General features: G+C 70.3%; 19 protein-coding genes and 1 tRNA gene. 12 read left to right on the plus strand and 8 right to left on the minus strand.

The window, feature by feature from the left end; translation table 11 throughout:
- The first annotated feature begins 176 nt into the window (after window positions 1–176).
- On the plus strand, window positions 177–710 hold the full coding sequence (locus tag HYQ63_RS21955; protein ID WP_179935494.1) for a peptidylprolyl isomerase: 534 nt from the start codon (window positions 177–179) through the stop codon (window positions 708–710).
- Window positions 711–804: 94 nt separating this feature from the next.
- Window positions 805–1,683, plus strand: coding sequence for a rhomboid family intramembrane serine protease (locus HYQ63_RS21960; protein ID WP_179935495.1), 879 nt, complete (start codon window positions 805–807; stop codon window positions 1,681–1,683).
- Window positions 1,684–1,981: 298 nt separating this feature from the next.
- Here HYQ63_RS21960 and crgA read toward each other — a convergent pair whose 3' ends face one another.
- Entirely contained in the window at window positions 1,982–2,239 is a 258-nt protein-coding gene (crgA, locus tag HYQ63_RS21965; RefSeq protein ID WP_179935496.1) for a cell division protein CrgA, read from the minus strand.
- Between the two features lie 145 nt (window positions 2,240–2,384).
- Here crgA and HYQ63_RS21970 point away from each other — a divergent pair, with 145 nt between their 5' ends.
- The 6 genes from HYQ63_RS21970 (at window position 2,385) to HYQ63_RS21995 (ending at window position 6,915) form a co-directional block, all read left to right on the plus strand.
- The gene (locus HYQ63_RS21970; RefSeq protein ID WP_179935497.1) at window positions 2,385–3,155 is read left to right on the plus strand and encodes a DUF881 domain-containing protein; all 771 of its coding nucleotides are present in this window, start codon (window positions 2,385–2,387) and stop codon (window positions 3,153–3,155) included.
- Window positions 3,156–3,176: 21 nt separating this feature from the next.
- On the plus strand, window positions 3,177–3,860 hold the full coding sequence (locus HYQ63_RS21975) for a class E sortase (protein WP_179935498.1): 684 nt from the start codon (window positions 3,177–3,179) through the stop codon (window positions 3,858–3,860).
- Window positions 3,861–3,944: 84 nt separating this feature from the next.
- Entirely contained in the window at window positions 3,945–4,121 is a 177-nt protein-coding gene (locus HYQ63_RS21980; RefSeq protein ID WP_179935499.1) for a hypothetical protein, read from the plus strand.
- Window positions 4,118–4,768: an aminodeoxychorismate/anthranilate synthase component II gene (locus HYQ63_RS21985; protein WP_063734566.1), complete on the plus strand. Its 651-nt coding sequence runs from the start codon at window positions 4,118–4,120 to the stop codon at window positions 4,766–4,768. The genes HYQ63_RS21980 and HYQ63_RS21985 overlap by 4 nt, the downstream gene beginning before the upstream one ends.
- Window positions 4,765–6,141, plus strand: a complete 1,377-nt coding sequence (locus HYQ63_RS21990; RefSeq protein WP_179935500.1) for a class E sortase — start codon at window positions 4,765–4,767, stop codon at window positions 6,139–6,141. Before HYQ63_RS21985 ends, HYQ63_RS21990 begins: the two co-directional genes overlap by 4 nt.
- A 33-nt stretch (window positions 6,142–6,174) precedes the next feature.
- Window positions 6,175–6,915 (plus strand): class E sortase, encoded by a 741-nt coding sequence (locus HYQ63_RS21995; protein ID WP_179935501.1) that lies wholly within the window; start codon window positions 6,175–6,177, stop codon window positions 6,913–6,915.
- A 91-nt stretch (window positions 6,916–7,006) separates the two neighbouring features.
- On the opposite strand, the gene pknB is transcribed toward HYQ63_RS21995, so the two are convergent.
- The 6 genes from pknB to HYQ63_RS22025 form a co-directional block, all read right to left on the minus strand.
- On the minus strand, window positions 7,007–8,986 hold the full coding sequence (gene pknB / locus HYQ63_RS22000) for a Stk1 family PASTA domain-containing Ser/Thr kinase (protein ID WP_179935502.1): 1,980 nt from the start codon (window positions 8,984–8,986) through the stop codon (window positions 7,007–7,009).
- 171 nt (window positions 8,987–9,157) lie between these two features.
- The gene (locus HYQ63_RS22005; RefSeq protein ID WP_179935503.1) at window positions 9,158–10,630 is read right to left on the minus strand and encodes a penicillin-binding protein 2; all 1,473 of its coding nucleotides are present in this window, start codon (window positions 10,628–10,630) and stop codon (window positions 9,158–9,160) included.
- A complete protein-coding gene (locus HYQ63_RS22010; protein ID WP_179935504.1) occupies window positions 10,627–12,054 on the minus strand; it encodes an FtsW/RodA/SpoVE family cell cycle protein in 1,428 nt (475 codons plus the stop codon). The genes HYQ63_RS22005 and HYQ63_RS22010 overlap by 4 nt, the downstream gene beginning before the upstream one ends.
- Before the next feature lie 22 nt (window positions 12,055–12,076).
- On the minus strand, window positions 12,077–13,654 hold the full coding sequence (locus HYQ63_RS22015) for a PP2C family serine/threonine-protein phosphatase (protein ID WP_179940365.1): 1,578 nt from the start codon (window positions 13,652–13,654) through the stop codon (window positions 12,077–12,079).
- 75 nt (window positions 13,655–13,729) lie between these two features.
- Window positions 13,730–14,251: an FHA domain-containing protein gene (locus tag HYQ63_RS22020; protein ID WP_179935505.1), complete on the minus strand. Its 522-nt coding sequence runs from the start codon at window positions 14,249–14,251 to the stop codon at window positions 13,730–13,732.
- A 10-nt stretch (window positions 14,252–14,261) separates the two neighbouring features.
- Entirely contained in the window at window positions 14,262–15,089 is an 828-nt protein-coding gene (locus HYQ63_RS22025; protein ID WP_179935506.1) for a DUF3662 and FHA domain-containing protein, read from the minus strand.
- Between the two features lie 308 nt (window positions 15,090–15,397).
- Between HYQ63_RS22025 and HYQ63_RS22030 the strand changes: the two genes are divergently transcribed.
- Window positions 15,398–15,484 (plus strand) — tRNA-Leu (locus HYQ63_RS22030).
- Between the two features lie 395 nt (window positions 15,485–15,879).
- Here the strand turns inward: HYQ63_RS22030 and HYQ63_RS22035 are convergent.
- Window positions 15,880–16,533: an FMN-dependent NADH-azoreductase gene (locus tag HYQ63_RS22035; protein ID WP_179935507.1), complete on the minus strand. Its 654-nt coding sequence runs from the start codon at window positions 16,531–16,533 to the stop codon at window positions 15,880–15,882.
- 119 nt (window positions 16,534–16,652) lie between these two features.
- Here HYQ63_RS22035 and HYQ63_RS22040 point away from each other — a divergent pair, with 119 nt between their 5' ends.
- From HYQ63_RS22040 to HYQ63_RS22050, 3 genes are all read left to right on the plus strand, one after another.
- Window positions 16,653–17,033: a helix-turn-helix domain-containing protein gene (locus tag HYQ63_RS22040; RefSeq protein ID WP_179935508.1), complete on the plus strand. Its 381-nt coding sequence runs from the start codon at window positions 16,653–16,655 to the stop codon at window positions 17,031–17,033.
- Window positions 17,034–17,195: 162 nt separating this feature from the next.
- Window positions 17,196–18,641, plus strand: coding sequence for a DUF2252 domain-containing protein (locus HYQ63_RS22045; RefSeq protein ID WP_179935509.1), 1,446 nt, complete (start codon window positions 17,196–17,198; stop codon window positions 18,639–18,641).
- A 39-nt stretch (window positions 18,642–18,680) separates the two neighbouring features.
- A complete protein-coding gene (locus HYQ63_RS22050) occupies window positions 18,681–19,616 on the plus strand; it encodes a hypothetical protein (protein ID WP_179935510.1) in 936 nt (311 codons plus the stop codon).
- Window positions 19,617–19,643: the final 27 nt, after the last annotated feature.

Consider the following 19,643-nt stretch of genomic DNA (forward strand, 5'->3'; position numbering starts at 1 on the left):
AGATCATGCCCGTTCGCAGTCCATGCGGCATGCCTGAACCGGCATCCGGGTCATAGGGGAGATTCTCCCGGAAAACGCGCGGAATGGCGCGCCGCGTGCGCCTTCGGCGGCTACTCGTCGCACTCGGGTCCGTGCGAGGATCAGGGCAAGGAAGCGAAAACGATGGAAGGTAGATCGTGGCCGAGCAGCTGTACGCCACCCTCAAGACGAACAACGGCGACATCGTGGTCCGGCTGCTGCCGAACCACGCCCCCAAGACCGTGAAGAACTTCGTGGAGCTCGCCGAGGGCACCCGCGAGTGGACCCACCCGGCCACCGGCAAGAAGGCCGCGGAGAAGCTCTACGACGGCACCGTATTCCACCGCGTGATCAGCGGTTTCATGATCCAGGGCGGTGACCCGCTGGGCAACGGCACCGGCGGCCCCGGCTACGAGTTCGGTGACGAGTTCCACCCGGACCTGGCCTTCAACAAGCCGTACCTGCTGGCCATGGCCAACGCCGGCCCGGGCACCAACGGCTCGCAGTTCTTCATCACGGTCGCCCCGACCACCTGGCTGACCGGCAAGCACACCATCTTCGGCGAGGTCGTCGACGAGGCCAGCAAGAAGGTCATCGACACCATCGCGGGTGCCGCGACCAACCCGCGCACCGACCGCCCGCTCCAGGACGTCGTGATCGAGTCCGTCGTCGTGGAGACCCGGGAGGGCTGAACCCCGCACGGGAACTCCGCGCCCCGCTTGTCCGTGTGAACAAGCGGGGCGGGGGAACGCGCGCAAGTCTGCGGACAGGGGGCGAAGGGACACCATGGAGGACCAGGCGGTCTGCTGTTACCGGCACCCGCAGCGGGAGACCGGCATCAGCTGTACCCGCTGTGAGCGCCCGATCTGTCCGGAGTGCATGATCAGCGCCTCGGTCGGGTTCCACTGCCCGGAGTGCGTGCGCGGTGGTGCGTCCGCCCCCGGTGAGCCCCCGGGGCCCCCGCGGCGCGCGTCCGAGCCGCGCACCATAGCCGGCGGCACGTACACCGCCGATCCGCGGCTGGTTACCAAGATCCTGATCGGCCTCAACGTCGCCGTCTGGCTGGCGGTGCTGGGGACCGGCGACCGGCTGGTGGACGACTTCGACCTGGTGGGCCGGGCCTACAACCCGGGCACTGCCGACATCGTGGGCGTCGCCGAGGGGCAGTGGTACCGGCTGCTGACCGCGGCCTTCCTGCACCAGGAGCCCATGCACATCGCGTTCAACATGCTGTCCCTGTGGTGGATCGGCGCGCCGCTGGAGGCCGCGCTCGGTCGCGCCCGCTACCTCACGCTCTATGTGCTGTCGGGGCTCGGCGGCAGCGCGCTGTCGTATCTGCTCGCCGCGCAGAACCAGCCCTCGCTCGGCGCCTCCGGCGCGGTCTTCGGCCTGCTGGGCGCCACCGCCGTGCTGATGCGCCGGCTCAACTACGACATGCGCCCCGTCATCGCGCTGCTCGTGCTGAACCTCATCTTCACCTTCGGCTGGTCCGGGATCGCCTGGCAGGCGCACGTCGGCGGCCTGGTGGTCGGCACGGTGGTGGCGTACGCGATGGTGCACGCCCCGCGGGAGCGGCGCGCCCTGGTGCAGCGGGGCGCCTGCGCCGTGATGCTGCTCGCGATCGTCGCGACGGTGTGGGTCCGTACGCTCCAGCTCACCGGCTGAGCGCCACACTCAGCTCCCCGCGGCGTTCTCGGGTCGTCTCGGGCGCGCTCGAACGGGGTGGGTTCGGTCAGTTGTCCACAGCACGTGGTGGATCTTGCGCACCCTGTGGAGAACATCTGTGCGTTACCGTACTGACCTGCGTTTTCGCAGGAAGAAGCCGGTGTGAGCGATCGAACGCGGTCGTTCCATCAGTCACACCGGCGTCAATGCGGCGGAGGTTATCCACAGATCTTCTGAGTTTTCCCCGCCTGTGGATAACCCTGTGGACAGGCGCTGCGGGCAGCCCCGCGGAGCGGGTCTACTTCCACTGGGTGGAAACGACGAACCCCGCGGCGATGAAGCCGAAGCCGACCACGATGTTCCAGTTGCCCAGGGACTTGACCGGCATGTCCCCCGTCGTCACGTAGAAGAGGACGATCCAGGCGAGGCCGATCAGGAACATCGCCAGCATCAGCGGGGCCACCCACCGGCGGCCGCTGCTCAGGCTGATGTTGGTTGCCTGCTTCGCCGGCGGCGGCGTGAAATCGTCCTTCTTGCGGATCCGTGACTTCGGCACGAGGAACTCTCCTGTCGATGCGCTGCGTGACCGCGCGGGGATGTGTACGGACGGCGCCGGGGCGGGACGGTGAAGGGGACCACTTCCCTCCCCCACACGTCAGTTAGCGTAGTCCTTCCGCGGCGTCGTAAGGAGTAAGGGTACGTTGAGCAATTCCGCTGACTCCCCCACCCCGGCGTCACGCCGTCCCCGGTTCCGGCCCGTTCGGCTGCTGACCGGCGCCGTCTTCGCGCTGGCCGGGATCATCTTCTGGACCAGCTTCAACACGGCCCAGGGCACCGACATCCGCAGCGACGAATCGATGCTGCGGCTGTCCGATCTCATCCAGGAGCGCAGCCGCAAGAACGGTGCCCTCGACGAGAGCGCCGCCAAGATGCGCTCCGACGTCGACGCCCTCGCCCGCCGCGACAACGGCAGCACCAAGGCCGAGCAGCGCAAGCTGGAGGCGCTGGAGAAGACCGCGGGCACCCGGGGGCTCAGCGGCTCCGGCCTCACCGTCACCCTCACCGACGCCCCGCCGAACGCCACCCCCAAGATCCCCGGCGTGCCCGACCCGCAGCCCAACGACCTCGTGATCCACCAGCAGGACCTCCAGGCCGTGGTCAACGCGCTGTGGCAGGGCGGCGCCAAGGGGATCAAGGTGATGGACCAGCGGCTGATCTCCACCAGCGCCGTGCGCTGCGTCGGCAACACCCTGATCCTCCAGGGCCGGGTCTACTCCCCGCCCTACAAGATCACCGCCGTGGGTGACCGGGACCGGCTGAGCACCGCGCTCACCGCCTCCCCCGCCATCCAGAACTACCGCTCCTACGTCGAGGCGTACGGCCTCGGCTGGAAAGTCGACCAGCACGACACGGTGACTCTTCCCGGCTACTCCGGCACAGTGGACCTGCACCAGGCACAGCCCGTCCCGTAGCCGCGTGCCGATGGGGGGCCGATGAGGATCCGGCTGGTCATCAGGACGCTCAGTGAGCTGTGCGTCACCGCGGGCACCCTGATCCTCCTCTTCGTGGTCTATCTCCTCTACTGGACCTCCGTCCGCGCCGACCAGGCCATGGACGGCGAGATCGACCACCTCCAGGACCGCTGGGCCGCGGGGCCGGTCGCCGCGGCCGACGCCGACCGGCCCGCGCCGCGGCCGCGCCCCTACGAGGGCGGCAGATCCTTCGCGATCATGTACATCCCGCGCTTCGGCGCCGACTGGGCCAAACCCGTCCTCCAGGGCACCTCCACCGCCACCCTGCGCAAGGGGCTCGGGCACTACGCGGGCACCGCCCGGCTCGGCAGCACCGGCAACTTCGCCGTCGCCGGGCACCGCCGCACCTACGGCGACCCCTTCAAGGACTTCCCCCGGCTGCGCCGCGGCGACGCGGTGGTGCTGTCCGACGGCACCACCTGGTACACGTACCGCATCACCGGGCAGCCCTACCGCACCCTGCCGACCGACGTCGGGGTGCTCGACCCGGTGCCGCGCGCCTCCGGCTTCCGCGGCCCCGGCCGCTATCTGACGCTCACGACCTGTGAGCCGGAGTGGGGGCACAGCCACCGGCTGATCGCCTGGGCGCACCTCGACGCGACCCAATCCGTTGCCCAGGGCAAGCCCAAGGCTTTGTACGGCTGACCCTCCGGGCCCACCCCCGGACCTTTACTCTGGTCCTGCACTCCGGTGCTGCAATCGACTTCGTCATCGGTGAGTAGGGACGGCATGTACGGCTGGATCTGGCGGCATCTGCCGGGCAACGCATGGGTGCGGGCGGCGATTTCGCTCGCGCTCGTGCTGGCGATCGTGTTCGTGCTCTTCCAGTACGTCTTCCCGTGGGCGGAGCCGCTGCTGCCGTTCAACGACGTGACGGTCGACCAGGGAATGGCGGGTCCCCGATGAGCGCGCGCGTCCTGGTCGTCGACAACTACGACAGCTTCGTCTTCAACCTCGTCCAGTACCTCTACCAGCTCGGCGCCGAGTGCGAGGTGGTGCGCAACGACGAGGTCTCCCTCGCGCACGCCCAGGACGGCTTCGACGGCGTGCTGCTCTCCCCCGGCCCCGGCACCCCCGAGAAGGCGGGCGTCTGCGTCGACATGGTGCGGCACTGCGCGGACACCGGGGTGCCGGTGTTCGGCGTCTGCCTGGGGATGCAGTCCATGGCCGTCGCCTACGGCGGCGTCGTCGGCCGCGCCCCGGAACTGCTGCACGGCAAGACCTCGCTGGTGACCCACGAGGGCGCGGGCGTCTTCAGCGGGCTGCCGTCGCCCTTCACCGCCACCCGCTACCACTCCCTCGCGGTCGAACGGGGCACCGTTCCCGACGCGTTGGAGATCACCGCCTGGACGGAGACGGGCATCGCCATGGGGCTGCGCCACCGCGAACTGCGGGTCGAGGGTGTCCAGTTCCACCCCGAATCGGTCCTCACGGAATGGGGCCACCGCATGCTCGCCAACTGGCTGGTGGAGTGCGGCGACACGGACGCGATAGAGCGGTCGACGGGGCTCGCCCCGGTGGTCGGGGCGGTCGGCGGCAAGGCCGTCGAGTGACCGCACCGCGCCCGGGGCGCGAGGGCGCGGCCCAGGGCGCCCCGGAATCCGCCGCGGGCGCCGCACCGGCCCCCGAGCCGCGGCCCACCGGGCGCCGCCGCCGCGCCCGGCCGACGGCCGAGGACGAGCGCCCCGAGGAGGCGGCCGCACCGCCCACCGGGCGGCGGCGCGCCACCGCCCCCGGCAGCGCCCCCGGCGGCAGCGTCCCCAACGGCAGTGCTCCCGGCGGCAGTGCTCCCGGCGGCAGCGCGAACGCGGCCGAGACGGCGGTCCTGGCCCCGGTGACCCCGGCCCCTCCGGCGGCTGACGCCGCTCCGGAGGCCCCCGCGGGGGCCGCGGCGGAGGACGACGAGACGGTGGCGCTGCGGGCCGTGACCGCCCGTGCGGCGCCCGCCCACGACCGGACCGTGCCGCTGCGCACGGTCGAGCCGGGCCGTACGGCGAACGGGACGGCGAACGGGGCGCCGGACCGGGCGCCGGGCCGGGCCGAGGGCGAGACGCCGCCCACCGGCGGCCGTGCGGCCCGCCGCAAGGCGGCTCAGGAGGCCGCGAAGCGCGGCGGACGGCACGGTGCCCGGGCGCGCGGCGGTTCGGCCGTCAGAGGGGCCACAGGCGCTTCGGGGGCGGGCCCGTCGGACGCGGAGGCGCGGCCCCGCACCCGTATGGAGGCCAAGCGCGCCGCCCGGGCGCGCAAGGACAGTCCGGGCGTGGTGGCGAGCCGGGTGGTCGGCGAGGTGTTCATCACCCTCGGTGTGGTGATGCTGCTCTTCGTGACGTACCAGCTCTGGTGGACCAACATCCTGGCGCACCAGCAGGCGAACGGTGCGGCCGGTGATCTCCAGAAGAAGTGGGACACGAAGGGCGCGGACCGCGATCCGGGCGTGTTCTCCCCCGGCCAGGGGTTCGCGATCATCTACATCCCCAAGCTGGACGTGAAGGCCCCGATCGCAGAGGGGATCGACAAGCACAAGGTCCTCGACCGCGGGATGGTCGGCCACTACGCCAAGGGCAAGCTGAAGACCGCGATGCCGTGGGACAAGAAGGGCAACTTCGCGCTCGCCGGGCACCGCAACACCCATGGCGAGCCGTTCCGCTACATCAACCGCCTCAAGCCCGGCGACAAGATCGTCGTCGAGACGCAGAGCCGGTTCTACACGTACGACATGACCAGCATCCTGCCGCAGACGTCCCCCTCCAACACGGGCGTCATCGGCCCGGTGCCGCCCGGCTCCGGCTTCACCAAGCCCGGCCGGTACCTCACGCTGACGACCTGCACACCCGAGTTCACCAGCACGTATCGGATGATCGTCTGGGGCAGGATGGTCGACGAGCGGCCGCGCAGCGAGGGGAAGCCGGACGCACTGGTCGAGTAGGACCGGGAAGATCCAGAAAAGGGGTACGACGCGGTGGCACGGACCGACCACGACCAGCGGCAGGGCCGGGACCCCGCCCCGCCCGCCACGCCGACCCGCCGCTCAGGCCGCGGACGGATCGCGGCGGCCATCGGGGTGCTGGGCGAGCTGCTGATCACCGCGGGGCTGATCCTGGCCCTCTTCGTGGCCTACTCGCTGTGGTGGACGAACGTCCTCGCCGACCGCGAGGCGAAGAAGCAGGGCGACCAGGTGCGCAAGCACTGGGCCGACCGGGGGCCGGGCAGGCTCGACACCAAGGACGGCATCGGTTTCCTCCACGTCCCGGCCATGGGCGACGGCGAGGTGCTGGTCAAGAAGGGCACCTCGGCCAAGGTCCTCAACAACGGTGTCGCCGGGTACTACACGGAGCCGATCAAGTCCGCGATGCCCTGGGCGAAGTCCGGCAACTTCTCGCTGGCCGCCCACCGGGACGGGCACGGTGCCAAGTTCCACGGCATCGACAAGATCAACGCCGGTGACGCGGTGGTCTTCGAGACCCGGGACACCTGGTACGTCTACAAGGTCTACGCGACGCTGCCCGAGACCTCGAAGTTCAACGTGGACGTGCTGAAGCCGGTCCCGAAGGAGTCGGGCAAGAAGAAGGCGGGCCGCTACATCACCCTCTCGACCTGCACCCCGGTCTACACCTCGCGGCACCGCTACATCGTCTGGGGCGAGCTGGAGCGCACCGAGAAGGTCGACGCGGACCGCACGCTCCCCAAGGAGCTGCGCTGACGTACATCCCTCCGCACCACGGGGAAGCCCCCGGCGCCCTCTCCCGGGCGCCGGGGGCTTCCCCGTGCGGTGGTGCCGTGCGGACGGCGCGCTAGCCGAGGCCCCCGAAGAAGCCTCCGTCGTCGTCGCCTCCGCCGCCGTTGCCCTTGACCGTGACCAGGTTCACCGACTGGCCCTTGGGCACCTGGGTGCCGGCGCCGGGGTTGCTGGCGACCACGGTCGCGTTGTCGTCCTGCGGGCCCTGGATGTTGCCCACGTTGAGCCCGAGGTCCTGGAGGGCCTTCTTGGCGTCCTTGAGCTTCTGGCCGCCCAGGTTGGGCACCGGGACCTGCTCCTGCTGGTCCGGGGCCTTGGCGACGGTCAGGTTGATGACGGAACCGGGCGCGGCCGTACCGCCGCCCGCCGGGTCCTGGCTGATGACCGTGCCGGCCTGGGCGTCGGCGCTGTCCTGCTCCGTCGACTCGACCTTGAAGCCCTGCGCCTTGAGGGTGGCCTCGGCCTCCGCGAGCTGCTTGGTGGTCACGTCGGGGACGGGGACCTGCTGCTGCGGCGTGGCGACGGTCAGGGTGATCGAGGTGCCCCGCGGGACCTTCTTGCCGACGTCCAGGCTCTGGCGGGTGACCTTGCCCGGGGTCTGGTCGGACTCCTCGGTCTCCTTCTGGACGTCGAAGCCCTTGGCCTCCAGCGACGCCTTCGCCGACGTGAACTGGACGTTGAGGACGTCGGGGACCTCGATCTTCTCCGCCGGCTTCTTGCCCTTCGACATGGTCAGCTCGACGGTGCCGTACCGCTTGATCTCGCCGCTCTCCGGGTTCTGCTCACAGACGGTGTTCTTCGCCTGCTCGCAGAACTTGGAGCCGACCTGCTTGACATCGAAGTCGCCGTTCTTCCCCTGGGCGGTGGCTTCCTTGAGCGACTTTCCGGCCAGCGACGGCACCGGGACCATGTCGTCGTTCTTGCCGCCCTTGAAGATCGACTTCCCGATGAAGATCGCGCCGACCAGCACCAGGACGCCGGCGACCACCAGCAGGATCGTCGAGAGGTTGCTCTTCTTCTCCGGGCCGCCCCGGCGGCGCTCCGGCCGCTCGTCGTAGCCGAAGCCGCCGTCGTCGTCCCGCATCGGGGGCAGCATCGAGGTCGCCGGACCGGAGTCCTGCGGCCGCAGCATCGTCGTGGGCTGGTCGTCCGAGCCGTAGCCGACCGCGCCCAGCGCGGCGGTCGCGGCGACCGGCTGGCCCTCGAGCGCCGCCTCGATGTCGGCGCGCATCTCGTCGGCCGACTGGTAGCGGTAGTCGGGGTCCTTGACCAGGGCCCGCAGGACGATCGCGTCCATCTCCGGGGTGATCTCGGGGTCGTACGTACTCGGCGGCTGCGGCTCTTCCCGCACGTGCTGGTAGGCCACGGCCACCGGGGAGTCCCCGACGAACGGCGGCCGCACCGTCAGCAGCTCGTACAGCAGACAGCCGGTGGAGTACAGGTCGCTGCGCGCGTCGACGGTCTCGCCCTTGGCCTGCTCGGGGGAGAGGTACTGCGCGGTGCCGATGACGGCCGCCGTCTGCGTCATGGTCATACCGGCATCGCCCATGGCCCGGGCGATGCCGAAGTCCATCACCTTGACCTGGCCGCTGCGCGTGAGCATCACGTTCGCCGGCTTGATGTCCCGGTGGACGATGTTGTTCCGGTGCGAGTACTCCAGGGCCTGGAGGATCCCGACCGTCATCTCCATCGAGCGCTCGGGGAGCAGCTTTCTCCCGGAGTGGAGCAGCTCACGCAGAGTGGAGCCGTCGACGTACTCCATCACGATGTACGGGATAGAGACACCGTCGACGTAGTCCTCGCCGGTGTCGTAGACCGCGACGATCGCGGGGTGGTTGAGCGAGGCTGCCGACTGGGCCTCTCGGCGGAACCGGGCCTGGAAGGACGGGTCGCGGGCGAGGTCCACCCGGAGCGTCTTCACGGCGACAGTACGGCCGAGGCGGGTGTCGTGCGCGAGGTAGACCTCCGCCATCCCACCGCGGCCGAGCACCGAGCCCAGCTCGTACCGGCCGCCGAGGCGACGCGGCTCTTCCATAGCTACTCCAGCCCTCTTCCGTCATTCCCGGCTGCACCCTGTGTGGGGGGCCGGCGAAGTGCTGCTCGCGCATACGGTACCCGGCACGCCTTACGGGACCCGGCCTCGGCCGATACTTGATACCGGACCGGTACGACGACGTGCGGGATTGGTATCAGGGCGTGACCGGCGTCACTTGTCGCGCTCGCTGTCGAGTACCGCCTTCATCACATCCTTGGCGATCGGCGCCGCCAGCTTGCCGCCCGCGATGTCGTCGCGGAGGGTGTCGGAACTCTCCACCACGACGGCGACCGCGACCGGGGAACCCTCGTCGGTCTTGGCGTACGAGATGAACCACGCGTACGGGTTCTCGCTGTTGTCGACGCCGTGCTGCGCGGTACCGGTCTTGCCGCCGACCGTGGCGCCCGGGATCTGGGCGTTGGTGCCGGTGCCCTCCTTGACCACGGTCTCCATCATGTCCTGGAGCTTGCCCGCGTTCTCCGAGCTGAGCGGCTGGCTCATCTGCTCCGGGCTGGTCTGGTCGACCGTGTTCAGGTTGGGGGCGCGCAGCGAGTCGATCATGTACGGCTTCATCAGCTTGCCGTCGTTGGCGATCCCGGCGGCGACCATGGCCATCTGGAGCGGGGTGGCGCGGGTGTCGAACTGACCGATCGACGACAGGGCGTTGCCCGGCCGGTCCATCTTCTCGGGGTAGACGCTCTCGGCGGCGCGGACGGGCATGAAGACCTCGTCGTTGAAGCCGAACTTCTTCGCCTCCTCCAGCATCTTGTCCTTGCCCAGGTCGTCACCGAGCTTGCCGAAGACGGTGTTGCAGGAGTAGCGCAGGGCCTGCCGCAGGGTGGCGTTCTCGCAGGGGATGTTGCCCTCGTTGCGCAGGGGCTGGGTGGACAGCGGCAGCCGCCACGGCAGCGGCGAGTCGGTCGCGCCGTCGATGTCCGTGTACTTGCCGTTCTCCAGCGCCGCCGCGGCGGTGACGACCTTGAACGTGGAGCCGGGCGGGTAGGTCTGCCGCAGCGCCCGGTTCAGCGTCGGGTTGTCCTCGTCGACCTCACCCTGCATCGCCTTCCAGGCCTCCGCGTCGCTCTTCGAGCTGCCCGCGAACTTCGACGGGTCGTAGCTCGGGGTGGAGACGAGGGCGAGGACCTTGCCGGTGCGCGGGTCGAGCGCGGCGACGGCGCCCTTGTTCTTGCCGAGGCCCTTGTAAGCGGCCTCCTGGGCCTTGGTGTTCAGGGTGGTGATGACGTCACCGCCCTTCGGCTTCTTGCCGGTGAACATGTCGACCGTCCGGTTGAAGAACAGCCGGTCGTCGTTGCCGGTGAGGATGCCGTCCTCGAGGTTCTCGATCTGGGTGGAGCCGTACGCCTGGGAGGCGTACCCGGTGACCGGTGCCCACATCGGACCGTTCTTGTACGTGCGCTTGTACTTGAAGTCGACCCCGTCGGTCTCCTTCGACCCGGTGATCGGGCGGCCGTCGACGATGATGTTGCCGCGCGGCTGGCTGTACTGGGCGATCGCGACGCGGCGGTTCTGCTTGTGGGTCTTGAGGCCTTCCGCCTGGACGTACTGGATCCAGTTGTCCCGCACCAGCAGGGCGAGGACCAGGAGGCCACAGAAGATCGCGATTCGGCGCAGGGGCTTGTTCACGGTCGGACCACCTGAGTCATCTCGGCGTCAGTGGACGGGGCAGGCGCGGGCGCCGGCCGCCGGGCGGTGTCGCTGATCTTGATGAGGAGCGCGACCAGCGCCCAGTTGGCGAGCACCGACGAACCGCCGTACGCCACGAACGGCATCGTCATACCGGTCAGTGGGATGAGGCCCATCACACCGCCCGCGACGACGAAGACCTGGATGCCGAACGCGGCGGACAGGCCCGCCGCCAGCAGCTTGCCGAAGGGGTCCCGGGCGGCCAGGGCGGTGCGCATGCCGCGCTCCACGATCAGGCCGTACAGCAGGAGGAAGGCCATGGTGCCGGCCAGCCCCAGCTCCTCGCCGACGGTGGCGAGGATGAAGTCGGAGTTGGCCGCGAAGCCGATCAGGTCGGAGGCGCCCTGGCCCCAGCCGGTGCCGGAGACGCCGCCGGAGCCGAAGGCCATCAGGGAGAGGGCGATCTGGTCGGTGGTCGCCCAGCTGGGCCGGGGCGTGTCGTAGACGGCGAACGGGTGCAGCCACGCCATCACACGGACCTTGACGTGCGACTCGAACGAGGCGACGCCGACCGCGCCGACCGCGGACATCAGCAGGCCGAAGACGATCCAGCTGGTGCGCTCGGTCGCCACGTACAGCATGACGACGAACAGGCCGAAGAACAGCAGCGAGCTTCCGAGGTCGGTCTCGAAGACCAGGATCAGGATGCTCATGGCCCAGACGATCAGGATCGGACCGAGGTCACGGCCGCGCGGCAGGTACAGCCCCATGAAGCGGCGGCTGGCCAGCGCGAGCGCGTCCCGCTTCACCATGAGGTAGCCGGAGAAGAAGACCGCGATGATGATCTTGGCGAACTCGCCGGGCTGGATGGAGAAGGAGCCGACGGTGATCCAGATGCGTGCGCCGAACCGGGCCGGGAAGAACATCGGCAGGATCAGCAGGATCAGCGCAGCGATCATGGAGATGTAGGTGTACCGCTGAAGGATCCGGTGATCCTTGAGGAGGATCAGGACGGCCACGAACAGGGCCACGCCCATCGCCGAGTACATCAGCTGGTTGGGCGCCGAGGGGGCGTAGGTCTGACCGATCTCATCCGCTCGCACGGCCAGCCGCCTCGACTGGTCCAGCCGCCAGATGATCACGAGCCCGAGGCCGTTGAGGAGCGTGGCGATCGGCAGCAGCAGCGGATCGGCGTACGGGGTGAACTTGCGCACCACGAGGTGGCCGACGCCCGCGAGCAGGCCGAGTCCGATGCCGTAGCTGAGCATGCCCGAGGGCAGCTCGTCGCTGAGCGCCAGGCCCGCGTTGGCGTACGCGAAGACCGGAATGATCACCGCGAACACCAGCATGGCCAGCTCGGTGTTGCGGCGGCTCGGCGGACCGGCCGTACTGATCGTGGTCGTGTTGGTCGTACTACTGCTCATGGGTGGGCGGCCCCTAACGGCTTCACGGCTGGGTGCTGCTGCACTGCGGGACCAGCTCCTTCTCCTGCTCCGAGAGGGTGGGACCCGGCTTCGGAGTGGGAGAGGGCGACGCCGTGTTCGTCGGCGTCGGTGTGGCCTTGGCAGCGCGCAACCCCGTCGCGCTCTGACTCTGCTGCGGCGTGCTGCCGCTGCTACCTGTCTTGCCTCCGGATCCGCCGCCGGCCTGCCCCTTGCCGCCGGTGAGGTCCTTCTGGCTCTCCTCGGCCTTGCGCTGTGCGTCAGCCTTTCTGCAGGCGCTGGCGAGAGTGGCGAGATCCTTCGTCTTGTCCTCGGCCTGGCCGAGCCCGCTGACCGCGATGGTGTCCTCCACGCGGCTGCGCTGGTCGGTCGGGAGGTACTTGAGTTCGATCTCGCGGTGGTCCTCATGGACCTTGTTGAGCTTGATCCACGCGAGGTCCTGACTGATGCCCCGGTAGATCGCGACATGGTCTCCGTTGGAGCCCACGTAGTACTGCGTCTGTGTCCACTGATAGCCGCTGTAGAGCCCGCCGCCGATCACGGCGAGGCCCAGTGCGATGAACAGCGACCGCTTGACCCAGGTCTTACGGCCGCTCTTCTTGGTGTAGTCGCCGTCCGCGTAGGCCCCGTAGCTGCCCTCGACGGGCGGCCCGCCGAGGCCGGGGTCGCCGCTGCCGGGTGGCCCGAAGCCGCCCGGTGCGTCGCTCTGCTGCGGTACGGGACGGTTCCGGCCCAGCTCGGCGGCGCGGCCCGCCGGGGTGTTGCCGGCGCCGCCGTCCCCGAGGGGGACCTGGTTCTCGGCCACCGCGCCCACGATCACCGGGGTGTCGTTGAGCTGGCCGGCCAGGGTGTCGCCGCCGTCCACGTCGAGGACGTCGGCGACGATGCAGGTGATGTTGTCGGGGCCGCCGCCGCGCAGCGCGAGCTGGATCAGCTCCTGCACGGTCTCGTGCGGTCCCTGGTAGCTGGCGAGGGTGTCCTCGAGGGTCTGGTGGCTCACGACGCCGGACAGGCCGTCGGAGCAGATCAGATAGCGGTCGCCGGCCCGGACCTCACGGATGGACAGATCGGGCTCGACGTGGTCGCCGCTGCCGAGCGCGCGCATCAGCAGGGAGCGCTGCGGGTGGGTGCCCGCCTCCTCCTCGGTGATGCGGCCCTCGTCGACGAGCCGCTGCACCCAGGTGTGGTCCTGGGTGATCTGGGTGAGCACGCCGTCGCGCAGCAGATACGCGCGCGAGTCGCCGACGTGCACGAGGCCGAGCCGCTGGCCGGTCCAGAGCAGGGCGGTGAGCGTGGTGCCCATGCCCTCCAGCTGGGGATCCTCCTCGACCATGACGCGCAGCTGGTCGTTGGCCCGCTGCACGGCACTGCCCAGGGAGGTCAGGATGTCCGACCCGGGGACGTCGTCGTCGAGCTGGACCAGGGTGGAGATCACCTCGGAGCTGGCGACCTCGCCGGCGGCCTGGCCACCCATGCCGTCGGCGATGGCGAGCAGCCGGGGACCGGCGTAGCCGGAGTCCTCGTTGCCCTCCCGGATCATGCCCTTGTGGGACCCGGCGGCGAAACGCAGTGACAGACTCATGCGCACCTCGCCCGTCGGCTCCGGGTACAGCCCCTTGCCAACCACGCTGCCCACCCTCCGGTCGTCATGGTCCTACTACTTCCGCAGCTCGATGACGGTCTTGCCGATGCGGATCGGTGCACCCAGCGGAATCGGTGTCGGTGTGGTGAGTCGGTTCCGCTCGAGATAGGTGCCGTTGGTGGAGCCGAGGTCCTCGACGATCCACTGGCCGTCACGGTCCGGGTAGATCCTGGCATGCCGGCTGGAGGCGTAGTCGTCGTCCAGCACGATTGTTGAATCGTGCGCACGACCGAGAGTGATGGTCTGCCCCTGGAGCGCGACCGTGGTGCCGGTCAGCGTGCCCTCGGACACCACCAGCTTGGTGGGGGCCCCACGGCGGCCGCGGCCCGAGGGCTGCTGGCGCTGCTGGGGCGGTGCGGCCTGCTGTTGCTGCCGCTGCTGCTGCGGCCGGTCGGGGGCGCCACGGCGCGCCGAACCGCGCTGGGTCACGCGAGTCCCGAACAGGTCGCTACGGATGACCTGAACGGCCACGATGACGAACAGCCACAGTACGGCGAGGAAACCCAACCGCATGACCGTGAGGGTCAGCTCTGACATTGCCCCCGCTTCACCCTTCGGCTTGCCGGTAAACGATGGTGGTGCTGCCCACGACGATCCGTGAGCCGTCGCGGAGCGTAGCGCGGGTGGTGTGCTGTCCGTCCACCACGATGCCGTTCGTCGACCCCAGATCCTGGATGGTCGGCGGTGTTCCGACCCGGATTTCGCAGTGCCTGCGGGAGACACCGGGATCGTCAATGCGCACGTCAGCGTCGGTGCTGCGGCCCAGAACCAGGGTGGGCCGGGAGATCTGGTGGCGAGTGCCATTGATCTCAATCCAGCGCCGGGTCTGTGCCTGCGGCTGCGGGCCGACGCCCGCGCCTCCGCTCCGGGCCGCGGGGCGGGCGCCGGGAGGGGCGCTGGGCATGGGCGGCGCACCCGCGGGCTGGCCGTAGCCGCCGGGGCGCTGCTGCGGTGCCCCGCCGCGGGCCGGAGCCTGCTGGGCGGCCGGGCTCTGGGACTCGCTGGAGGCCAGCGTCCGGCTGCGCACCCGGTACAGGCCGGTGTCGAGGTCGTCGGCCTTCTCCAGGTGGACCTTGACGCCCCCCATGAAGGTGTACCGCTGCTGCTTGGCGTAGTCGCGGACCATGCCGGAGAGCTCGTCGCCGAGCTGCCCGGAGTACGGCGCGAGCCGCTCGTAGTCGCCGGTGCTCAGCTCGACGATGAAGTCGTTGGGGACGACGGTCCGGTCCCGGTTCCAGATGGTCGCGTTGTTGTCGCACTCACGCTGGAGCGCGCCCGCGATCTCGACGGGCTGGACCTCCGACTTGAACACCTTGGCGAAGGTGCCGTTCACGAGACCCTCGAGACGCTGCTCGAAGCGCTTCAGTACTCCCACGGGGCACCTCCTTCCTCAGTCGTGCTCAGTGTCGTCCTGGTACTGCTTACTGATCGTATCCACGCGTCGGGAAATCGGGTGGTTCCCCTTCCTGGCCCTGCGGAGCAGTGTCACCTCTCACAGGATCGTAGAGGTGCCCTCTGGACAGTGTCCCGCAACCGCGACGGAGCCCCTCCGGGCGGGGGCGTCGACAACGAGTGTGAATCCACCCTGCCCAGCGTGCTAGTGTTCTGGATGTCGGAAGGCGCCGCGGGGCGCCGGGCCGAAAGGCCCGGAAAACCAAGCGGTGAACGGAAGACAGCACCCATGCGCGGGTGGCGGAATAGGCAGACGCGCTGGATTCAGGTTCCAGTGCCCGAAAGGGCGTGGGGGTTCAACTCCCCCCTCGCGCACCAGTCGGAGCGGGCCTCTCCGGAGTGACGAAAGTCGCTCGGAGGGGCCCGCTTCGCGTATGGGGGCGGACGGTCGCGCAGGGGCGTCGGGCCGGTGTGATCCCGGCCCCCTCTCGGTTCGGGTTTCGGCTCCCCTTGTGTCCGACTTGTGCCTAGCTCGTGCACGGCTCGCGTCCGGCTCGACTTCGGCTTGATCCACCGCCAGTTCGGCTTGATCCACATCAGTTGCCCGCGGCTCGTCGCGGCACGCGTCCCGGCGCCATGCCGACCCGCGTCCCGGACAAACGGAAGCGGGGCCTCCCCGGGTGGGGCGGCCCCGCGGTTCCGTGACGGGGCGCGGATCGGTCCGCGGCGGCCGCGGGTCAGGCGGCGGCTGTGGATCAGGCGACGGCCGTGGCTCAGGCGGCGAAGCGGGTGGCGAGCTCCTTGGCCTTCGAGGCGGCGTCCTCGTGGGCCTTCGTCTTGGAGGCGTCCGACAGCTCGACCAGGTCGGCCATCGCCGGGTTGCTGCGGGCCATGGTGAGCTCCGGCACGACGAACTCGACGTCGAGGTTGAGCGCGTCCTTGAGTGCCTTCTCCAGATAGGTCGTGACGAACTCGTAGCTCTCCCGCGGCGTGCCCGGGCCGTAGCCGCCGCCCCGGCTGGCGACGACGATCGCCGGGGTGCCCGAGGTGGTGGTCTCCTCGGCACCGGAGGTGCGACCCATGATGATCACGTGGTCCAGCCACGCCTTGAGGGTCGAGGGGATCGTGAAGTTGTACATCGGGGCGCCTATGAGGACCACGTCGGCCCGCTCCAGCTCACCGGCCAGGGTGTCGCGCAGCGCGAAGGCGGCCTGCTGCTCGGGGGTGTGGCTCTCGGTGGGGACGAACCCGGCCTGGGCGGCGAGGCCGTCCAGGTGCGGCAGCGGCTCGGCGGCGAGGTCGCGGTAGATGACCGTGCCGTTCGGATGCTGGGCCTCCCACTCCTGCCGGAAGGTGGCGGTCACCGCACGGGAGGCGGAGGCCTCGCCGGGGAAGACGGACGTGTCGAGGTGAAGAAGCGTGGGCATGGGGGTGCCTCCGTGGACAAGCCGCTCCACTAAGGAGCGGGTGTTTTCTACGTACCTGCAATCGGCACAGTAGCTTACTTTTCTTTAGCACCAAACGAGAACGCAGTATCGTGTATTCCATGGCGGACGGAGACGGGCGCGAGGTCCACGACGAGCACGTGTGCAAGCGGGTCGACGGCTCGATGACCCGGGTCTTCGAGCTGTTCGGGAAGCGATGGACCGGGCTGATCGTGGCCGTTCTGACCGAGCAGGGGGCGTACTTCGCGGAGTTGCGACGGGCCATCCCGGGGATCAGCGAGCGGATGCTGTCGGACCGGCTCACCGAGCTGTCGGCGGCGGGGCTGGTGCTCCGGGAAGTGGACCCCGGGCCTCCGCTGCGGGTGGCCTATCGGCTGACGGAGGCGGGGAAGGCGCTGGAGCCCGCGCTGAAGGAACTCGCGCGGTGGGCGGAGACGTACCTGCCCGAAGGCGGCGGCTGCCCCGAGCAGTTCCGGTCCTGAGCAGGGACTTCGCCGGGTTCGCCGGGTCGGTTCGCCGGGCTCGCCGGAGTTTTCCACAGGCCCTGACGGGACGTGGGGGATCGGGGGTACGGTGCTGGTCGGTCGACGGTGAGTAGCCGTCGGACGTGCCGGTGACGTGCGAGAACGAAGCGGGGGGACGTGATGGGTGACGGCGCGGGTGTGGGCGGGGCGGCCCGGCGGCTGCCCCAGGTCCCGGGGTTCGCCGCCTGGCGCGGTGAGGGCCCCTCTCCCAAGCAGGAGGGGAAGGCGCTGCGGAAGCGGGTGCCGCGCTCGGCGCACGCCGCACTGCCGTCGCCCGGTCCCGGGCGGCCGGACGCGGTGGCGGCGGTCGAGCGGTCGAACGCCGGGCGGCTGCCGGAGCTGACGCCGATACGGGTGGGGCGGATGATCGCGGCCCCGTTCTCCTTCCTCCGCGGCTCGGCCGGGCTGATGGCGCACGACCTGGCGGGCACCCCGGTCACCGGCGTCGGCGCACAGCTCTGCGGTGACGCGCACGCTGCCAACTTCGGCCTCTACGGGGACGCGCGCGGCGGTTTGATCATCGACCTGAACGACTTCGACGAGACCGTCCACGGTCCGTGGGAGTGGGATGTGAAGCGGCTCGCGGCCTCGCTGGTGCTGGCCGGGCGGGAGGCCGGTGCCGACGAGGACTCCTGCCGGTCGGCGGCCCGTGACGCGGCGGGCGCCTACCGGCGCACGGTGCGGCTGCTGGCCAAGCTGCCGGCCGCCGACGCGTGGAACGCGATCGCGGACGAGGAGCTGGTCTCGCACACCGGTGCCCGGGATCTGGCGGGCACGCTGGAGCGGGTCGCCGAGAAGGCCCGGCGGAACACGAGCGCGCGCTTCGCCGCCAAGGCCACGGAGACGGTTCCGGGCGACGGGGGCTCCTCCGGCCGGCCCGTGGCCCGGCGCTTCGTGGACGCGCCGCCGGTGCTGCGGCGGGTGCCGGACGCCGAGGCGGCGGCGGTCGCGACGGCGCTCGGTGACTATCTGGGGACGCTGCCCGAGGACCGGCTGCCGCTGCTCGCCCGGTACGAGGTGCACGACGTGGCGTTCCGGGTCGTGGGCACGGGCAGCGTGGGGACGCGTTCGTATGTGGTGCTGCTGCTCGATCACCGGGGCGAGCCGCTGGTGCTCCAGGTGAAGGAGGCCCGGCCGTCCGCGCTGCTGCCGCATCTGGGGCGGGCCGGATTCGAGATACCCGACGTCGTCCACGAGGGGCGGCGGGTGGTGCTCGGTCAGAAGCGGATGCAGGTCGTCAGCGACATTCTTCTGGGCTGGACGACGGTGCTCGGGCGGCCGTACCAGGTACGGCAGTTCCGGAACCGCAAGGGGAGCGTCGACCCGGCGGCACTGGCCGCCGACCAGATGGACGACTACGGCCGGATGACGGGCGCGCTGCTGGCGCGGGCGCATGCACACAGTGCGGATCCGCGGCTGCTCGCCGGGTACTGCGGCAAGGGGGAGGAGCTGGACGAGGCGATCGCCGACTTCGCGGTGGCGTACGCGGATCGCACGGAGGCCGATCATGCGGAACTGCTGGCCGCGGTGCGTGCCGGGCGGATAGCGGCCGAGCCGGGGGTGTGAGGCTCAGGCACCGGGGGCCGCCCCACGTAGGCTGAGCGGGTGACGAACCGGGAAGCGCAGCAGCAGGCACAGCGGGCGGTGTCCGAGGCGGAGCCCCAGGAGGAATCTCAGGCACCGGCCGAGGCCCAGTCCGAGCAGGCCCAGTCCGAGCAGGCACCGTCCGAGGAGGCGCGATCCGAGGAGGCGCGGGCCGAGGAAGAGGCGCGGGCCGCCGAACGCCTTGAGCGGGCGGTGCGGGCGGCCGAGCAGGCGCTGATCGAGTTCGAGATCGCGGTGGAGACCTTCCGGGTCGAGGTGGAGAACTTCTCCCGGCTGCACCATCAGCGGCTCGGGCCGATGTACTCGCGCCTGGACGAGTTGGACGCGCTGATCGCCGAGGCGGTCGCGGCGCGCACCGGCGATCCGGAGGATCAGAGAAGGGCCCGCGAGGCGCGCGGACTGGTGCAGCCGATGCCCGGCGTGGAGGAGCTGTTCCACGGCTGGATCGACTCGGACGGTCTGTCGCCGGAGGCGTCCGCGATGCTCACCGAGCAGCCGGTGCAGCCGCCGCCGCGGGTGCGGCCGAGCGAGGAGGCCCGCCGGATCTACCGCGACCTGGCCCGCAAGGCCCATCCGGACCTGGCCGAGGAGGAGGCCGAGCGGGAGCGGCGCGGTGAGTTCATCGTGCGGGTCAACGCGGCGTACGCGGCCGGGGACGAGGCGGCGCTGCGGAAGCTGGCCGAGGAGTGGGAGGCCGGTCCGCCGCCGCCCGAGCGGCGGGCGAGCCGCAGCGAGGAGCTGTACGCCCGGCTGGAGTGGCTCGCCGAGCGCAAGGAGATGCTGGCCGAGGTCGCCTCCGAGCTGGAGTCGAGCGCGATCGGCGCGATGATCAAAATGGCGCCGGAGGATCCGGACCGGCTGCTGGACGAGATCGCCGAGCAGCTGCTCGCCCAGGTCTCCGAGAAGGAGGCCCGGCTCGCGGAGCTGGTGCAGTAGTAGGTTTTGCCGGGTTGCCGATGTCAT

Origin of the sequence: Streptomyces sp. Rer75 (genome assembly GCF_013414305.1) — a bacterium.
GTDB lineage: Bacteria > Actinomycetota > Actinomycetes > Streptomycetales > Streptomycetaceae > Streptomyces > Streptomyces himastatinicus.

Coding starts and splice junctions, on each gene's coding strand:
- HYQ63_RS21980 (WP_179935499.1), top strand. CDS start 3,945: ATGTACGGCTGGATCTGGCGGCATCTGCCGGGCAACGCATGGGTGCGG.
- HYQ63_RS21960 (WP_179935495.1), top strand. CDS start 805: ATGGAGGACCAGGCGGTCTGCTGTTACCGGCACCCGCAGCGGGAGACC.
- HYQ63_RS22045 (WP_179935509.1), top strand. CDS start 17,196: ATGGGTGACGGCGCGGGTGTGGGCGGGGCGGCCCGGCGGCTGCCCCAG.
- HYQ63_RS22040 (WP_179935508.1), top strand. CDS start 16,653: ATGGCGGACGGAGACGGGCGCGAGGTCCACGACGAGCACGTGTGCAAG.
- HYQ63_RS21985 (WP_063734566.1), top strand. CDS start 4,118: ATGAGCGCGCGCGTCCTGGTCGTCGACAACTACGACAGCTTCGTCTTC.
- pknB (WP_179935502.1), bottom strand. CDS start 8,986: ATGGAAGAGCCGCGTCGCCTCGGCGGCCGGTACGAGCTGGGCTCGGTG.
- HYQ63_RS22020 (WP_179935505.1), bottom strand. CDS start 14,251: ATGTCAGAGCTGACCCTCACGGTCATGCGGTTGGGTTTCCTCGCCGTA.
- HYQ63_RS22035 (WP_179935507.1), bottom strand. CDS start 16,533: ATGCCCACGCTTCTTCACCTCGACACGTCCGTCTTCCCCGGCGAGGCC.
- HYQ63_RS21975 (WP_179935498.1), top strand. CDS start 3,177: ATGAGGATCCGGCTGGTCATCAGGACGCTCAGTGAGCTGTGCGTCACC.
- HYQ63_RS22010 (WP_179935504.1), bottom strand. CDS start 12,054: ATGAGCAGTAGTACGACCAACACGACCACGATCAGTACGGCCGGTCCG.
- HYQ63_RS22015 (WP_179940365.1), bottom strand. CDS start 13,654: ATGAGTCTGTCACTGCGTTTCGCCGCCGGGTCCCACAAGGGCATGATC.